The organism is Spiroplasma endosymbiont of Poecilobothrus nobilitatus (assembly GCF_964030655.1).
In the GTDB taxonomy this organism is placed as follows: Bacteria; Bacillota_I; Bacilli_A; order Mycoplasmatales; family Mycoplasmataceae; genus Spiroplasma.
In genome coordinates this window covers 1,075,765-1,092,480 of record NZ_OZ034915.1, presented here as the reverse complement: position 1 = coordinate 1,092,480, position 16,716 = coordinate 1,075,765, and the positions used below count along the sequence as shown (strand labels likewise).

Sequence of the window (16,716 nt, the reverse complement as noted above, 5' to 3'; positions counted from 1 at the left end):
TTATTTGAAGTAAAATTTAATAAATTATTTTTTAGTGTGCTTAAATATGTTTAAAATAGACTAAACTTACAAATATTTTATTTTTTTTAAAAAAATAGTTGCATTTATTTTAAATGATGTTATTATCATAATAACAAGAGACAGAATTTGCTGCTTGAATTTACATAATACACAATAAAAAGATTGACAATTAGGACATTTAATACCTTTATCCCTAAATTTTTGATCAATTTCATTTAAGCGTTTTTGTTTTTTAATTAATTCTGCTTCTTTTTTGACTTTTTCATGAAATTCTAAAAATTGATCATCTGTTAAACTATTTATTAATTCTTCAATTATTTTTTCCATTAATTATTCACCTCTTATATTAAGAATATACCTAATTTTAGGTATATTTTATAAATATCAAGAGTTTTCTACAAAATTAAAGCAAAATTAAAGAGAAATTTTAATAATTTATTATATAATAATGTATATGGAATTAGAGGCAAAGATATGTTTAAATGATGAATACGAAAAAAAACTAAACAAAAAATAGTAAATTTAGAAACAGCTAGTGCTTTTGATGATGAAATTGAAGCATTTAGTGGGGTTAATTTTAGTGATGAAACAATTGACTTTGAATTGCCACAATCAACACAAGTTATGGTAAATAATTCAGAAAATTCTGAGATTAGAAATACTGAACAACACATCATAAAATCAAGCCAAGAGAATGTTAATAATATTCATAGTCTTGTTCAAAATGCACGTTATCAAATTAATAGATACAAAGAAGAATATAATGTTAATGAACATGAAAATGTATTAGAACGCTTAGAACAATTAAAAAAATTACGTGATAGTTCGCAAGTTCAACCAAATGAATTTCAACAAATGCTAAATCGAATTAAAGAACGGAATTTTAATGATCGAATGGCATATATTATGGATCGCATTAAAATTTCTCATCGTGATGATGATAAGTTAGAACTAGATCATAATGGTGAACCATTAGAAGCGAATCTACCAAAAGAGGTAAAAAAAAATAAAGTTACAATTACTGGTAATAAAAATGAAATTAATACTTTAAAACAAAACTTACCAAAAAAAATTGCTAATGATTTAAGTGAAAAAGAAAATGTTACCATTACATTATCTATTAAACAATTTCAAGAAGTTGTGCGTGATACTGTTGAAGATGTTTTAGTTGAATTAGGAATTAAAAATAAAGATGAATAATTTTTGTTTTGTTTAAATTTGCTGTTATTTTTGAATTGGGAGGAAGAATAAATGAAGATAGCATTATTTGGTGGTAGTTTTGACCCATTTCATACTGACCATTTAGCAATGATTAATCTTGTTAAAACAAAAACAGATATTGATGAAATTTGAATTATTCCAACAAATCAGAATCCTTTTAAAACGCGAAAATTATCTTCCCCTACGGATCGTGTCGCAATGATTAATTTAGCAATCGCTGGTTTAGTGGATGTTAAAATTAATTTAATTGAATTAGAAAATGCAAAGCCTAGTACAACATATGAAACTGTTTTAAAATTACAGCAGCAATTTCCTCATAATCAGTTTTATTTTATGATTGGTTCTGATCAACTAGCATCATTAAACAAATGAAACAATATTAATGAATTAGCAAGAATGCAAACTTTTATTGTTTTCCAACGAAATGAACCAATTGATCAAACAATTTTAAAACAATATCAAGCTATGTTAATTCCATTTCATAATAATTTACATTTATCATCAACAATGTTACGAGAAGGAAAAAACATTGCATTACAATTGCCAAGTATTACGAATTATATTAATAATAATTTATTATATTTGCCAGAACGACTAGGCCAAAATATGGATAAGGAACGCTATCAACATTGTTTAAATGTTGGCCAAAAAGCGCAGGAATTAGCATTAGTTCATAAGTTAAATCCGCAAAAAGCTTTAATTACTGGAACTTATCATGATATTACAAAACAATGATCAGAACAAAAACAAAAAGTATATCTAACAAAATACTTACCAACGTTTTTACCAGAGCCAATTGCTACTTGACATGCTTATACTGGTTATTGTCATTTAAAATATGATTTATTATTTAATGATGAAGATATTTTATCAGCAATTAAATGGCATACTGTTGGTCGGCCAGAAATGACTTTGTTTGAAATGCTAATTTTTGTTGCGGATAAAATTAGTAGTGAACGAAATTATCCGAAAGTTGATTATTATCGAACATTAACACAAAAAGATTTAGTAAAAGCATTTCAAGAATTATTAATAGTTCAATTTGAACGAGCAGTCGCGAAGCAAGGTCTTGAACATTTAGGAAAAAACATACAATTGACTTATCAGCAATGAAAAGAGGATAAATAACGTTATGAATTTAATTATTAGTGCAATGAAAGAAGAATTAGCAGCAACTTTAAATATTTTAAAACCAACAGTAGTTGGTAAATATGCACAGATTGAACTATATCAAAAAGATAATTGATTATTTGCAATTAGCAAAATTGGGTTAGTCAATGCTGCCATGACTTTAACAACCTTACTTAAAGATTATGCAATTAAAACAGTTTATAATCTTGGAACAGTTGGGACTTTAAAACCAAATTTTAAACCATTATCAGTTTTATCAATTGCGGAAGCTTACTATACTTTTGCTGATGCACAAGAGTTTGGTTATGCAATGGGACAAATCCCTGGCGAATTACCTAGTTATCATAGTGATAAAAAATTAATAGCTACAATTACAGCAAAAATTCATAACATTCAAACAGCAGTTTTGGGCAGTAGCGATATTTTTATTGATAAAATAGAATATTTTGAGCATATTAAAACTAAATTTAAGAATAATATTGATGTAGTCGATATGGAAGGTTGTGCTTTTTTTCAAGTTGCCTTAAATTATCAAATTCCAATTGTTAGTATTAAAATTGTTACAGATTATTTACAAGCAAATAAAAAAAGTTCAACAATACAATTTAAACAAAATTTATCACAAGCAGGAATTTTAATTTGTGAATTAATTTCAGCAGAATTATTTAATAATAAAGAATAAAAAATTAAAAATTAATATATAATTTAAACAATGTTATCAAATAGAAATAGGGATTAAATGCAAAACTTTATCAAATATTATTGTCGTGACTGACGGTTTTTATTTAAAATAATTATTGCATTAGTTGCTTTATTTGGGTTACTAACTAATTATTTAACTAATTTACTGCATTTAGATAAAATGATTGTGACGGACAGTAATTGGAATGGCAACACTTTTTAGGACACTTTTTATATAGACATTTATTTTCTAAAAGTAACTGGAGATAAATAATTTAAACTGCCATGAATTCGAATATTGTTATATCAATGCACAAAATAAAAAAGTTCGTATTTTAATTGTGTTAAATTTTTAAATTTTTTACCCTTAATAAATTCAGTTTTAAAAGTTTTGTAAGTTATTTCAGCCACAGCATGCATTATCATAAGGGCAGCCTTTATTGCTTAATGATCTTTTAATATTAAAATTTATTAAAATTTCATCAATGATTTTATTTTTAAACTCATTACCACGATCAGTATGAAATAGAGTTATTTGATTTAATGGTCGTGTTATTTTATGAAAAGCTTGTTGGACCAGTTCGGCTGTTTTATTCAGCCCAGCACTATAACCAATTATTTCGCGATTAAACAAGTCAATTTGGATAGGATACAATTATTATGACCATAATTATATAGACTTCAAAATTAGATAAAATTATTAAGAAAGAAGGAATATAAAAATGGGAAATAAAACTTCATACTCTGAATAATTTAAAAAACAAATTGTCATGCTATATAAAAATGGTAAAAGTGTTATTAATCTAGGGCAAGAATATAATTTACCAAAACCAACTATTTATAGTTGAGTTAAAAATTATAATAATTCTGGTTCATTTAAAGCAAAAGACAATCGCACACTAAAAGAAAATGAAATAATAACTTTACGAAAAGAACTTAAAGACTTGAAAATGGAAAATGACATTTTAAAGCAAGCCGCACTGATAATGGCCAAAAAATAACAATAATTAATAACAACAAAACAAAATATTCAGTAAGAAAAATATGTAAGATTTTGGGTTTATCAAAATCAACGTATTATTATCAAACTAATAAATGTATTAACAAGCAAGTTAATAATTATGAACAAGAAATTATCAGTGCCTTTAATAAAAGTCGCAAAATTTATGGGGCTCGCAAAATTAAAGTTATTTTAAACAGAAAAGATATCATCTTATCACGGCGAAAAATCAGATTATTTATGATCAAAAATAATTTGGTTTCTAAATACACCAAATTAAAATATCATAATCATAAAACAACAGTCAATAATGACCAAATTAATAATATTTTAAATCGTCAATTTAACAACAAAAAACCTAATGAAGTTATTGTTAGTAATTTAACATATGTTCAAGTTGGCGCTAAATGACATTATATTTGTTTATTAATTGACTTGTTTAATCGTGAAATAATTGGTTATAGTGCTGGGTCGAATAAAACAGCCGAACTGGCCCAACAAGCTTTTCATAAAATAACACGACCATTAAATCAAATAACTCTATTTCATACTGATCGTGGTAATGAGTTTAAAAATAAAATCATTGATGAAATTTTAATAACTTTTAATATTAAAAGATCATTAAGCAATAAAGGCTGCCCTTATGATAATGCTGTGGCTGAAACAACTTACAAAACTTTTAAAACTGAATTTATTAAGGGTAAAAAATTTAAAAATTTAACACAATTAAAATAAGAACTTTTTGATTTTGTGCATTGATATAACAATATTCTAATTCATGGCAGTTTAATTATGGATGGGTTAAGATAAATTGGACAACAATAATGTAGAGTAAATATTTATAATTAAACTACAATGGAGGTGTAATTATGGCAAAGAATCATTATACTGATGAATTTAAGCAACAAATTGTTGGTCTTTACAAAATGGGCCAAACTCCCGAACAATTAATCAATGATTATCAAATTGGTAAATCTACTGTTTGGAAATTAGCTCACCAATTTAGCAACTCGGGCTCATTTAAAGATAAAGACAATAGAACGCCAGAAAAAAACGAATTAATTCAATTACGTAAAAAAGTTAAACAATTAGAAATGGAAAATGACATTTTAAAGCAAGTAACACTGATAATCGGCAAAAAATAGCAATCATTAAAAATAACAAAGAAAAATATCCAATTATTAATTTATGTAAAACATTGAAATTTGCTAGATCAACATATTACTATCAATTAAAAGCGAATAATCCCAAGAATACTCAAAACATTGATAATGCTGTTATCAGTATTTTTCTAAAAAGTCGTAAAAATTATGGAACACGCAAAATTAAAGTTATATTAGCTCAGCAAAATATCATGTTATCTCGTGTAAAAATCAGAAACATAATGAAAAAATATAACTTAATTTCAAATTATACAAAAATCAAATACAAACATTCAAATACAACTGATGTTACATATAAATATAACAATTTGTTAAATCAAGATTTTGATAGTTATAAACTACATGAAGTTGTTGTAAGTGATTTAACCTATGTTTTTATTAGTAACAAATGATATTATTTCTGTTTCTTAGTTGATTTATTTAATCGAGAAATTATTGGTTATGATGTTAGTTTACACAAAAATGCCAAATTAGTTGAAAGCAGCTTTAATAAACTTCAATTTTCATTAAGCAATATTAAAATATTTCACACTGATCAAGGCAGTGAATTCAATAATAATCTTATTTATAACCTGTTAGTTAAAAATGGGATTCAAAAATCTTACAGTAAACCAGGTTGTCCTTATGACAATGCTGTTGCGGAATCAACATACAAAATTTTTAAAACTGAATTTATTAAAAATAATAAATTTAAAAACGTTGAGCAGTTTAAATTAGAATTATTTGGTTACATTAATTGGTACAATAATATTCGAATTCATAGCAAACTAAATTATTTAACACCAGTGCAATACAGAAATTATTATTCTACATAAAATTTGCCCAAAAAAACCTTGCCATTCCATTCACTAATTGCAATGTTGGTGAAAAAAATTTATATGTTGCCTTTGAGCGTTTTACTAACAGTAAAACGATTTTTTATAGCAAAATTAACTAGATAAGTTTATAATCATAATAGAGTATAAACAACAGAGGAGAATTATTTTACATGCAAAATAGATTAGAAAATCAGTTGGAAGATACGTTTAAAAGTTCCGAACAAGCAATGTTTGATGCTTTATTAAAAAGTTATTATTTAGATGATGATCAATTAGATTATTTGCATAAACATTATCGACCAATTTTTACTTTTGATGATAATGAAGCATGTATTTGTTTAAGTAATGAACAATATGCAAATTGCTGTAAAACGAAGGTATTAAATTCAACTAAAAATCGTGCTCAATATATTTCAATTTTACAAGCAGTAGGTGACTTAACATTAAAAGAACAATATATTGAACAAGAAACAAAGCATTATCAACAAGTTTTAAAAAAATGTACTAAACAAAAATGTATTTTACAAGAATGTAATAATAAAGTTGGTCAGCATAATCTTTATTCGCTTGATATTAGTAAAAATCATTATTATTTAAATCGTTATCATTCTAAACATTTTTTTAAAAATATTAAAACATCTTTTTTAGATTTAACACCAACAGAGAAAGTGCCTTATTTTTTTGATGTTTTTTGTCAAAAACATTTTAATGAATATCTTCAGTCAGGCAAAACACTTGTACCGCAGTTAGAAGCATTATTAATGAATATTAACGATAATTTAGTGGATCATCAAGAACTTTATGAAACATATGTTAATTATTATTATAGTTTAAGTGTTTCTGAACAAGTGATTTTAACAATTAAACTTCGCCGAATTATGAAATTAGCGTTAGTTTATCAATTAGAATTATCACGTTTACTAAATGATTTAGATAATCAACAACATAGCTATGTTGTTAAAAAAATAACTTTGCCAAAAGAAATTCATTCAATTGTTTGCAATGATATTCTATTAGCACAATTAACTCCAATTACTTTTCAAGCAATTAATTCACCGAATAATCCGTTTTTACAAAATAAAATTTTATACACAATATTAGTTAATAATGCGAAAAAAATGGAAATTCATTTTATTTATCATAAAAATAATCGGATTTTTAATGTTTACTTTGCTGAATGAGAAGAAAAAAATAAAAATGAAAAACAATGACAAAATTATCTATCAAGTATTATTCTTAATCAAGGCACCCATTTTTTAATTAACAAAAAATATTATGATAAACTAAATCAAAAAAAAAAGATTTAATTAATATTTATTATTATAATCGGTTTGAACAACCACGAAATTCAGCAGAAGAATTAATGCTCCAAATTTTTATTAATAATTTTAATAATGGCATTAATATTTTAAAATAGGAAGTTGATGAAAATGACAATCTTAGGATGAATTATAATTGGAGTTTTTCTTAGTTTATTATTTATTTTTGTTGGTTTTTTAGGATGATTTTATCAAAAAAAACAGCAACTTTTTTTCAAATTTTTAAACAACTAGAAGTTGAAAATCAAGAATATATTAATAATAATTTATCAAAATTAACTTTGCAAGAAATTAACGTTAAATTTAAATTAGAACCAGGCGAAAAAGTATTTAGTAATATTCTTGTTACTGTTTACCTTCAACATAAATTAAAAAACAATCAAACTAATTCCAAATATACAATTCCATTTGAAAATGGAATTAGTGTTGGTTATGGGCAAGGGAAAAGAATTAAAGAAATGTATCAAATTCCATTTCAAAATGGTCATATGTTTATTACAAACCAAAGAATTTTAATTATAAATGAAGACATTACTACGACTTGACCATTAAGTGAAATTAATAATCTTGAATTAAGTATTTTTCGAATTAATAATATTCTATATCAAGGCTTTTATTTATATACGGAACAAAAACGTTTTATTATTATTGTAAAAGGCTTAGAAACGCCATATCTAATTTATAAGGTGTGAAAGCATGAATCATAGTTATTTAATTGGAATTATTTTATTTAGTACTATTTTAGGTGTTGCAATAATTATTGTTGCTATTTTAGCTTTATGCCAGCAACAAAAAATAAAACATTTTAAACAAAAGAAAAATGAACTACAAACAATGGTTGATAATAATCAAACATTCTTAAATGATAATTTAGTCGTAATTAAAATTAAATATGAATTGCCAAAAAATGAAATTTGTTATTATCAAGCATTAATTATTGGTTATGAAATAACAAAACAAAAAGAACTTCAACAAAATGTCTACTACTTAACTCAACAAATGAAAGAGCAATATTATATTGAATACTTGGCTGGTTATTTAAATCTTACTACTAATAATAGTAAGGAAACAATTAATGGAACCATTTATGTTACAAATTACCGCTTAGTTTTTGAAACTAAAGATCAAAATCTTATTATTTGATTAAAAGATATTAATTTTGTTTTGCCAAGTGTTTTTAATCTTAATGGTTTTTATCAAATCGGTTTTTTTATTAGTACTACTGAAAAAATTTATCGCTTTATTACAAATGATGTTAAAATATCAATGACGATTTTTAAAACATGACAGCAAAATAGGGGAGGCTAATTGAACAATGAAAATGCATATTATTTTAGTTTTTTCATTAATTTTAATGTTAGCTTTATATACTTTTCATAATTTATTTTTTATTCATTATCAAAAACAAAAAGAAAATAATAAGGCAATTAAAGAATACAAATGAAAAGCAATGATAATTTTTATCTTTATTACCATATATCTTCTTTTAACTCCACTTAATATTTTTATTATTATTGATTATATTTTATTAATGACTTTATCAAGTATCTCAAATACGTTTACTTATTTATTTGTAATTATTGCAATTTGTAATTATGGATTAATTTTAAGTTATTTAATTATTCAAACATTAGTTAATAATAGTTTATGAATTAAAGTAAATGATGAAACCATTTTCTTTTTAGATGAAGAAATTATCTTATCGCAAGTGATTGGTATTGATATCAATGGTTTGTTTAATAAAGTTATTTATAAAGTTGATGGAGAAATTGAAAAAAAAGTTATTGTTGGGAAAAAAACATTTCAATTTTTAGAACAAATTAAATTAACAAATTAAAAAGTAATCAACCTGTTGGGAAAACCAGTTGATTGTTCTTTTTCTGTTTGGGTAACGAAAATAATTATGTTGGCGAAATAAGGATTTATGTAAATTATTTTTTTATGGTAACTTAATTAATAAAAAGAAAAGATAAGAGATAACCTAAAGGGGAGAGATAGTAGTGTAATTATAAATCTTTTATATAATTATTTTGTTTACTTTAGAGATTTAGGAAAAATACTTTTCTTTACCCATAGTATACTATTAATATTAAAATAATATAATATTTTTTTATTTTTTAATAAAATAAAATATTTTTCCAAACTAAAAATATGGACTTTGCTAGCATTTTTCCATAATGTTAGTTATTTACCTTTATAAATTTCTAACGCTTTTTTAACTGACATTTTGTAATCAACAATTTTATTAATTGCGGGGCGGTTTTTTAAAAACTTATTATAATAGTTTGATGTTGAATCATATTTTTTTTGTTGTAACTCAGGATTAAAAATTCGAAAAAATGGTTGAGCATCAAATCCCGTTCCCGCTACTCATTGTCATGAACATTGATTTATAATAGGGTCATAATCTATTAACTGTTGAGCAAAATATTGTTCGCCTTTACGTCAATCAATTTGTAAATTCTTAACTAAAAACGAAGCACAAACCATTCTTGCTCGATTATGTAATAACCCTGTTTCTTTTAACTCTTTCATTCCTGCATCAATAAAATCATAACCAGTTTCACCATTTTGTCACTTTTGCAATCATTCTGGATTATTTGTCCAGTTAATTGTTATTTTTTTATTTCAATTTTCACTAAAACATCATTGTTGATATAATTGCGCATTATAAGTTACTTGATAATAAAAATCTCGCCATGCTAATTGGCGCGCAAAAGCGTTATCAAAAGCACCAAATTTTTCAATGCTTCAAAGATAACATTGCCGAATTGAAATAATTCCAAATTTTAAAGCAGTACTAATTTTTGCTGTACTAGTTTCTAAATCAACAAAATCACGAGTTTGATGATAGTTTTGATCTAACTGAAAAATTGCTGTTTTAACTTTTTCAGGTTCTAATGGTAAATTAAAATCACTAGATTTAACATTTGTAATGTCTTGTAAAATCTCAAGATTTTTTAATTGTTGGGGCAAAAAGGATTTAACCTTATAAGTAATAATCTTATTATCGTTAAAATGTACTTTTAATTTATTTCAAAATGGTGTAAAAACAGTATAATATTCATTTTGAGTAGTTTTTATTGTTCATGGTTCTAGTAATACATAATCATTAAATTCACGATAAATAAAATTATATTCTTTTGATAATTGACGCATTGCTTTACTTCGGTTAAGAGAAAATGGTGTATAATCACGGTTTGTATATATTTTATTAATTTTATAACCTTGGTCTAACAAAAATTTAATTCCAGTTTGTTCATTTTCACTTTTTAGAAAATTAACATGAACCTTTTTCCTTAATTGTTTTAAGCAATGAACCATTGCTTGAAAACTACGAGGTGAAAAATAATTATTTGCTTTTATTTGTTCTTTTGTAAAAATAAATAATAAATAAATTTTATCTTCTTCATTAGCCAACTGAGCAAGGCCAAGATTATCTTCAATTCTAAAATCACGATTAAAAATAAAAATGTTCATTGATTACAACCACTTTCTAATTTATTTTTTATCATTATACTATAAATATTCTGTCACATAAAAAAGGTTAAATTTAATCTAATACACATTTACCCCAATTTAAGTTATAATTATATACAGATATTAAAGAGAAGCGGGGAGTTATAATGGGAGTACCAACATTTTGTCCAATTCATTTAAAAATTCATGAATGTTCAGAAAATAGTAATAAAGCTATTTCAAGAGCAACTGAAAATAAAATTAAATCAAAAATGAATCGAATGCTAAATCCAAATACGACTAGTAATGAACCTATTAAACCAGCAGTAGTTGAAAAGGGAACAATTCAATATATTTTAGAAAATGCTAAAAAAAATAATGAAAACATTAAACACAAATTAGGAATTCCAAATGAAGATGAAAAAGCGATTGGTGTTGATGAAAATGATATTAAAGCAAAAATGGCTCGTTTGCGTGCTGCAGTTACTAACCAACAAGAAGTAGGTGAAAGAGATAATAATAATTTATCTTCCCCTACTCGTCGTACTAGTAAAAAAGATCCTGGCTTACAAGAAATAATCGATCATGCTTATCGAGTTAATAGTGGCATTGAACGCATCAAAAGTTCATCTGAAGAAGAACCGCTAGAAACAATTAGTGATTTTTATAATAATGACTTAGATCAATTAAATTTTGAAATGCAAACTAACCAAGGAAAAAAAACCGTTTTAAACGCATCGAAACAAAAAAAGTCAACCAATAATAAACCTAATCCAGCACAAAAAAAGAAACAAAAAGCTACTACTAAGGAAAAAAATAAACCAGTTGAACCAACTATTATCTTAACTGCAACAGAAATTGAAACTTTAATTGAAAAAGCTGTTGTTAAAGCAATCACAAAAGAAAAAAATAATAAAAAGAAAAGGGGAGAATAAAAAATGATTTACTTATAGAGTGCACCCATTTTAGTAAGTACTAATAAAAAGTATTTACTATTTTTTTAATTATATCTTTTTCTTTACGATTTGAATATCATGTATTTCATTTTATAACATCTTGTATATATTCTTAATGTGAATTATATATTTTATTATGGATTGGAATGGCAACACTTTTTAGGACACTTTTTATATAGACATTTGTTTTCTAAAAGTAACTGGAGATAAATAATTTAAACTGCCATGAATTCGAATATTGGATAGGCTACAATTATTAGGACCATAATTATATAGACTTCAAAATTAGATAAAATTATTAAGAAAGAAGGAATATAAAAATGGGAAATAAAACTTCATACTCTGAAGAATTTAAAAAACAAATTGTCATGCTATATAAAAATGGTAAAAGTGTTATTAATCTAGGGCAAGAATATAATTTACCAAAACCAACTATTTATATTTGAGTTAAAAATTATAATAATTCTGGTTCATTTAAAGCAAAAGACAATCGCACACTAGAAGAAAATGAAATAATAACTTTACGAAAAGAACTTAAAGACTTGAAAATGGAAAATGACATTTTAAAGCAAGCCGCACTGATAATGGCCAAAAAATAACAATAATTAATAACAACAAAACAAAATATTCAGTAAGAAAAATATGTAAGATTTTGGGTTTATCAAAATCAACGTATTATTATCAAACTAATAAATGTATTAACAAGCAAGTTAATAATTATGAACAAGAAATTATCAGTGCCTTTAATAAAAGTCGCAAAATTTATGGGGCTCGCAAAATTAAAGTTATTTTAAACAGAAAAGATATCATCTTATCACGGCGAAAAATCAGATTCTTTATGATCAAAAATAATTTGGTTTCTAAATACACCAAATTAAAATATCATAATCATAAAACAACAGTCAATAATGACCAAATTAATAATATTTTAAATCGTCAATTTAACAACAAAAAACCTAATGAAGTTATTGTTAGTGATTTAACATATGTTCAAGTTGGCGCTAAATGACATTATATTTGTTTATTAATTGACTTGTTTAATCGTGAAATAATTGGTTATAGTGCTGGGTCGAATAAAACAGCCGAACTGGCCCAACAAGCTTTTCATAAAATAACACGACCATTAAATCAAATAACTCTATTTCATACTGATCGTGGTAATGAGTTTAAAAATAAAATCATTGATGAAATTTTAATAACTTTTAATATTAAAAGATCATTAAGCAATAAAGGCTGCCCTTATGATAATGCTGTGGCTGAAACAACTTACAAAACTTTTAAAACTGAATTTATTAAGGGTAAAAAATTTAAAAATTTAACACAATTAAAATACGAACTTTTTGATTTTGTGCATTGATATAACAATATTCGAATTAATGGCAGTTTAAATTATTTATCTCCAGTTACTTTTAGAAAACAAATGTCTATATAAAAAGTGTCCTAAAAAGTGTTGCCATTCCAGATTGTAGCTTTCTTAAGTAATGAATGAAAACTTTCTATAACAATATTATCTGCACAGTGGTATTTTTTCCCCATTGAAATTATAATACCGTTAGATAAACATTTATCGTGATAAATAGTGGATGTATATTGATATCCGTGATCTGAGTGAATTATTATTCCATTCAGATCTTTTTTTATTAATTTTATTTTATTAATTGCATCATTTAAATTATCCATTACTAATTTATTGTCATTATATTTAGATCACTTTACATCAACTATTTCTTTAGTATATCCATCAATAATTGTTGATTGATAATATCTTTCTCCTTTTGAAATTAAATATGTTACATCAGTATATAGTACTGAAAACCTTGTTTTTATATCATTGAATTTACGATTAATTAAATCAGGATATTGCAATAATCTTTTTTCTTTATTCTGTTTATACTTTATTTTTCTTCTCATTTTTCTTACATATTCAGGTTGTATTTGTTATCACGCATAATTCTTAAAACTTTTTTTGAATTATATTTTATACCATAATCTTCTTTTAAATATTTATTAATTCTTCGATAACCAAATTGTTTTAAATTTTCTTCATAGACTTTTACAATATCATTTATTGCTTTTTTATCTTTTTTGCTACTGTCATAATTTTTATATTTATCTCAATAACTACGTTTTAACCCTGTTACTTCTAGTAATAATTTTATTGAATATTCACGACATTTTTTTTAATAAAAGAGACTATTCTTAGTTTGTTTAATTGTAAAAGTCATGGAGCTTTTTTAATAATTCATACCTTGTTTTATAATATTCTAAATTTCTTTTGACAAAATAAATTTCTTTAATTTTGTAGAAAACTCTTGATATTTATAAAATATACCTAAAATTAGGTATATTCTTAATATAAGAGGTGAATAATTAATGGAAAAAATAATTGAAGAATTAATAAATATTTTAACAGATGATCAATTTTTAGAATTTCATGAAAAAGACAAAAAAGAAGCAGAATTAATTAAAAAACAAAAACGCTTAAATGAAATTGATCAAAAATTTAGGGATAAAGGTATTAAATGTCCTAATTATCAATCTTTTTATTGTGTTAAAAATGGTCATAATCGTGAAGGAAAACAAAAATATTTATGCAAAAAATGTCGTGCTAGTTTTGATGCTTTTCGTGATCATTTTACGTATTGAAGTCATTTAAATTATGAACAGTGAAATTTATTGATTCAAATTTCATTATTAGGCCAATCTAGTAAAATGATTTCCCGCTTTATTAAAACATCACCGAAAACCGATTGATATAATCGCTAAAAAATAATGAAATCAAAACAATTAGAAAACACCCAATTAAAATTTAAAACGTTAAATGGCCAAATTCAAATCGATGAAACATTTATTAAAGAAATCCACAAAGGTAATTTTAAAGATAAATTTGATAAAAGAAAAATTCATCTTGATTCATTTTCAACCAACACTAAATGTTGTATTCAAATGGCTGTTGATAGCAATAATAATATTTATGTTAAATCAACCAACAAAAAACGATTACAAAAACAGTGAATTATTGAAAATATTAATAAACAATTAATCAAAGAAAATTCAATTATTATTTCTGACATGCAACCATTATATTTATTAGTAGCAAAATAAACAAATTCTATTTTATTAGCAACTAAAACTAGTACAAATCCTAATGCTAGTTATCGGAAGTTAAATAAAATTAGTAAATTACAATCAAATCTTAAAGAATCCTTAATTCATTATCATGGCTTAGGTTTCACAAACATTCAAAATTATTTAAATCTCTGAAAATGAAAATACCAGCATAAAGGTTTAACGCCAAACCAACAATCATCGGTATTATATTTTAACGTATAAAAAAGTTAAATAACAATATTAAAAGTTTATATAATTTTCTTTTAAAGTTATCATATTGATGATTTTTTTTATTTCATCAAGAGTTTTCTACAAAATTAAAAAGAAATTTTATGTCCTTTAGGATTGTTTAATTTTCCTTTTTTATGATTTGTTCATCAAGATTCTACTGTATTTGCATTTATATTATATTGTTTTGCTACTATTCAACAACTTTTTTGTTTAATTTCCTCAATGATTTTTGTTCTAAATTCTGATGTATATTTGTTATATTTTTGCCCTTTTTTGCCATATAAAAATTTACCCCCTATAAAAATTTAACAAAATCTTTTTTTATTTTACTTACTTTTTGGGGTGCAGTCTTTTCCCCTTTTCTTTTAATTTTGTTTCATCTAAAATACGTTGATCTGATTGAATATATTTCGTTTGGCTATGTAATAAGTATTTTATTTCTTCTAATTTTTGACCAGTTAATAACACATCTTGGCGGTATTTTTTATTAATTCCCTTAATTAATTTATTTGTTGCAGTATCTGGTTGTAAAGTTCCTAATGTTTCAAATGAAACTTGTTCTCTTAAATTATATTTACTAATAATTCCTCGTAAACCAATACCAATTAACCGAATTGGCTGACCCGATCAAAATTGATCAAATAATATAATTGCCACTGAATAAATATCATCTAGTAAGTTAGTATACTTTTTAATTGTTTTTTGCCTTGTAAAGCGTTTTCGATTAGCATTTTTAAATGTAACATAAATGACATTGCCAACCATTGTTCGTTTTTCTGCTCGTTGAATAACATGTTTTGCTAATAAATAAATTTTATTCTTAATGTCTTCATAATCAATTAAGTCATATTTAAAAGTTGTTTCATTGCCAATTTGTTTTAATTGATTATGTTCAAAAGTTAATTGTTGTTCACCACCACCATTAGCCCGTTCAACAAAATCATGTGCTGGTTTTCCTAAAATGGTTTCTAATGTTGCAAGATCAACAAATTCTGCTAAATCTTTAATCGTATAAATTCCAATTTCATTTAAACGATGAGTTGCTTGTTTACCAATCCCAAATATTTTATTGACCGGCAATAGTTGAACTAAGTCAGTAACATCTTCTGGCCGAATTAAAGTAATTCCCATTGGTTTTTTCATATCACTAGCAATTTTTGCTAGTGATTTATTATATGAAATACCAATACTATTTGGTAATCCAATTTGTTGAAAAACATTTTGTTGCATATCAAGCGCTAATTGCATTGCCGAACCATATTTTAAATAAATATCAGTTACATCAATATAACACTCATCAATTGAAGCCACTTCAATTTTGCCAGTATAATGCATACTAATAAAATCAAATAACTTTTGCGAAAAATCAACGTATAAACCAAAATCTTGCTTAACAATTTCAAGGTGCTGGCAAATTTCTTTTGCCTTATATAACGGCATTGGACTATTAATGCCTAATTGTCGTGCTTCATAATTCGCTGTTGTTACAACTGCTCGACGTGAAGAATTAGCAACAACAAGTGGTTTTCCTTGAAAGCGGGGGTTAGCAACTTGATGACAACTAGCAAAAAAACTATTCATATCAATATGAAAAATAACTTTCAT

The 16,716-nt window shown here is 24.7% G+C and carries 18 protein-coding genes and 2 pseudogenes; 14 read left to right on the top strand and 6 right to left on the bottom strand.

Going from position 1 to position 16,716, the window contains the following annotated elements; genetic code table 4:
• Nucleotides 1-66: 66 nt before the first annotated feature.
• On the bottom strand, nucleotides 67-348 hold the full coding sequence (locus AAHM76_RS06360) for a hypothetical protein (RefSeq protein WP_342255812.1): 282 nt from the start codon (nucleotides 346-348) through the stop codon (nucleotides 67-69).
• Nucleotides 349-495: 147 nt separating this feature from the next.
• Between AAHM76_RS06360 and AAHM76_RS06355 the strand changes: the two genes are divergently transcribed.
• From AAHM76_RS06355 to mtnN, 3 genes are read left to right on the top strand one after another with little or no spacing between them, the layout of a single operon-like run.
• On the top strand, nucleotides 496-1,221 hold the full coding sequence (locus tag AAHM76_RS06355) for a hypothetical protein (RefSeq protein WP_342255811.1): 726 nt from the start codon (nucleotides 496-498) through the stop codon (nucleotides 1,219-1,221).
• Between the two features lie 51 nt (nucleotides 1,222-1,272).
• Nucleotides 1,273-2,370, top strand: coding sequence for a nicotinate-nucleotide adenylyltransferase (locus AAHM76_RS06350; RefSeq protein WP_342255810.1), 1,098 nt, complete (start codon nucleotides 1,273-1,275; stop codon nucleotides 2,368-2,370).
• 4 nt (nucleotides 2,371-2,374) lie between these two features.
• A complete protein-coding gene (gene mtnN, locus AAHM76_RS06345) occupies nucleotides 2,375-3,055 on the top strand; it encodes a 5'-methylthioadenosine/S-adenosylhomocysteine nucleosidase (protein ID WP_342255809.1) in 681 nt (226 codons plus the stop codon).
• Between the two features lie 242 nt (nucleotides 3,056-3,297).
• Here the strand turns inward: mtnN and AAHM76_RS06340 are convergent.
• Nucleotides 3,298-3,694, bottom strand: a pseudogene (locus AAHM76_RS06340) (IS3 family transposase); the annotation flags it as partial.
• Nucleotides 3,695-3,824: 130 nt separating this feature from the next.
• On the opposite strand from AAHM76_RS06340, the pseudogene AAHM76_RS06335 reads away from it, so the two are divergent.
• The 7 genes and pseudogenes from AAHM76_RS06335 to AAHM76_RS06305 form a co-directional block, all read left to right on the top strand.
• Nucleotides 3,825-4,786, top strand: a pseudogene (locus AAHM76_RS06335) (IS3 family transposase); the annotation flags it as partial.
• A 137-nt stretch (nucleotides 4,787-4,923) separates the two neighbouring features.
• A complete protein-coding gene (locus tag AAHM76_RS06330; RefSeq protein WP_342255808.1) occupies nucleotides 4,924-5,199 on the top strand; it encodes a transposase in 276 nt (91 codons plus the stop codon).
• The gene (locus tag AAHM76_RS06325; RefSeq protein ID WP_342256855.1) at nucleotides 5,142-6,032 is read left to right on the top strand and encodes an IS3 family transposase; all 891 of its coding nucleotides are present in this window, start codon (nucleotides 5,142-5,144) and stop codon (nucleotides 6,030-6,032) included. The genes AAHM76_RS06330 and AAHM76_RS06325 overlap by 58 nt, the downstream gene beginning before the upstream one ends.
• A 173-nt stretch (nucleotides 6,033-6,205) precedes the next feature.
• The gene (locus AAHM76_RS06320) at nucleotides 6,206-7,342 is read left to right on the top strand and encodes a hypothetical protein (RefSeq protein ID WP_342255807.1); all 1,137 of its coding nucleotides are present in this window, start codon (nucleotides 6,206-6,208) and stop codon (nucleotides 7,340-7,342) included.
• A 194-nt stretch (nucleotides 7,343-7,536) separates the two neighbouring features.
• Nucleotides 7,537-8,061 carry a hypothetical protein gene (locus tag AAHM76_RS06315; protein WP_342255806.1) on the top strand — a complete coding sequence of 175 codons (525 nt, stop codon included), beginning with the start codon at nucleotides 7,537-7,539 and terminating at the stop codon, nucleotides 8,059-8,061.
• Entirely contained in the window at nucleotides 8,051-8,662 is a 612-nt protein-coding gene (locus tag AAHM76_RS06310) for a hypothetical protein (protein WP_342255805.1), read from the top strand. The genes AAHM76_RS06315 and AAHM76_RS06310 overlap by 11 nt, the downstream gene beginning before the upstream one ends.
• Before the next feature lie 7 nt (nucleotides 8,663-8,669).
• Nucleotides 8,670-9,191 (top strand): hypothetical protein, encoded by a 522-nt coding sequence (locus AAHM76_RS06305; RefSeq protein WP_342255804.1) that lies wholly within the window; start codon nucleotides 8,670-8,672, stop codon nucleotides 9,189-9,191.
• 347 nt (nucleotides 9,192-9,538) lie between these two features.
• Here AAHM76_RS06305 and AAHM76_RS06300 read toward each other — a convergent pair whose 3' ends face one another.
• Complete coding sequence (locus AAHM76_RS06300; RefSeq protein ID WP_342255803.1) at nucleotides 9,539-10,834, bottom strand: deoxyribodipyrimidine photo-lyase; 1,296 nt, start codon at nucleotides 10,832-10,834, stop codon at nucleotides 9,539-9,541.
• A 146-nt stretch (nucleotides 10,835-10,980) separates the two neighbouring features.
• Here AAHM76_RS06300 and AAHM76_RS06295 point away from each other — a divergent pair, with 146 nt between their 5' ends.
• Nucleotides 10,981-11,748 carry a hypothetical protein gene (locus AAHM76_RS06295; protein ID WP_342255802.1) on the top strand — a complete coding sequence of 256 codons (768 nt, stop codon included), beginning with the start codon at nucleotides 10,981-10,983 and terminating at the stop codon, nucleotides 11,746-11,748.
• Between the two features lie 341 nt (nucleotides 11,749-12,089).
• Nucleotides 12,090-13,201 (top strand): IS3 family transposase gene (locus AAHM76_RS06290; RefSeq protein ID WP_342255801.1). Its coding sequence is split into 2 segments (ribosomal slippage): nucleotides 12,090-12,333 and nucleotides 12,333-13,201, totalling 1,113 coding nucleotides; the frame shifts between segments, so codons are not numbered across the junction.
• A gap of 8 nt (nucleotides 13,202-13,209) precedes the next feature.
• On the opposite strand, the gene AAHM76_RS06285 is transcribed toward AAHM76_RS06290, so the two are convergent.
• Both AAHM76_RS06285 and AAHM76_RS08640 read right to left on the bottom strand, forming a co-directional pair.
• Entirely contained in the window at nucleotides 13,210-13,680 is a 471-nt protein-coding gene (locus AAHM76_RS06285) for a DDE-type integrase/transposase/recombinase (protein WP_342255800.1), read from the bottom strand.
• A 5-nt stretch (nucleotides 13,681-13,685) separates the two neighbouring features.
• Nucleotides 13,686-13,805 (bottom strand): IS3 family transposase, encoded by a 120-nt coding sequence (locus AAHM76_RS08640; RefSeq protein ID WP_425289481.1) that lies wholly within the window; start codon nucleotides 13,803-13,805, stop codon nucleotides 13,686-13,688.
• Between the two features lie 337 nt (nucleotides 13,806-14,142).
• Between AAHM76_RS08640 and AAHM76_RS06280 the strand changes: the two genes are divergently transcribed.
• Nucleotides 14,143-14,535, top strand: a complete 393-nt coding sequence (locus AAHM76_RS06280; protein ID WP_342255799.1) for an IS1/IS1595 family N-terminal zinc-binding domain-containing protein — start codon at nucleotides 14,143-14,145, stop codon at nucleotides 14,533-14,535.
• Between the two features lie 6 nt (nucleotides 14,536-14,541).
• On the top strand, nucleotides 14,542-14,874 hold the full coding sequence (locus AAHM76_RS06275) for a hypothetical protein (protein WP_342255798.1): 333 nt from the start codon (nucleotides 14,542-14,544) through the stop codon (nucleotides 14,872-14,874).
• Between the two features lie 567 nt (nucleotides 14,875-15,441).
• Here the strand turns inward: AAHM76_RS06275 and dinB are convergent.
• Entirely contained in the window at nucleotides 15,442-16,716 is a 1,275-nt protein-coding gene (gene dinB / locus AAHM76_RS06270) for a DNA polymerase IV (RefSeq protein WP_342255797.1), read from the bottom strand.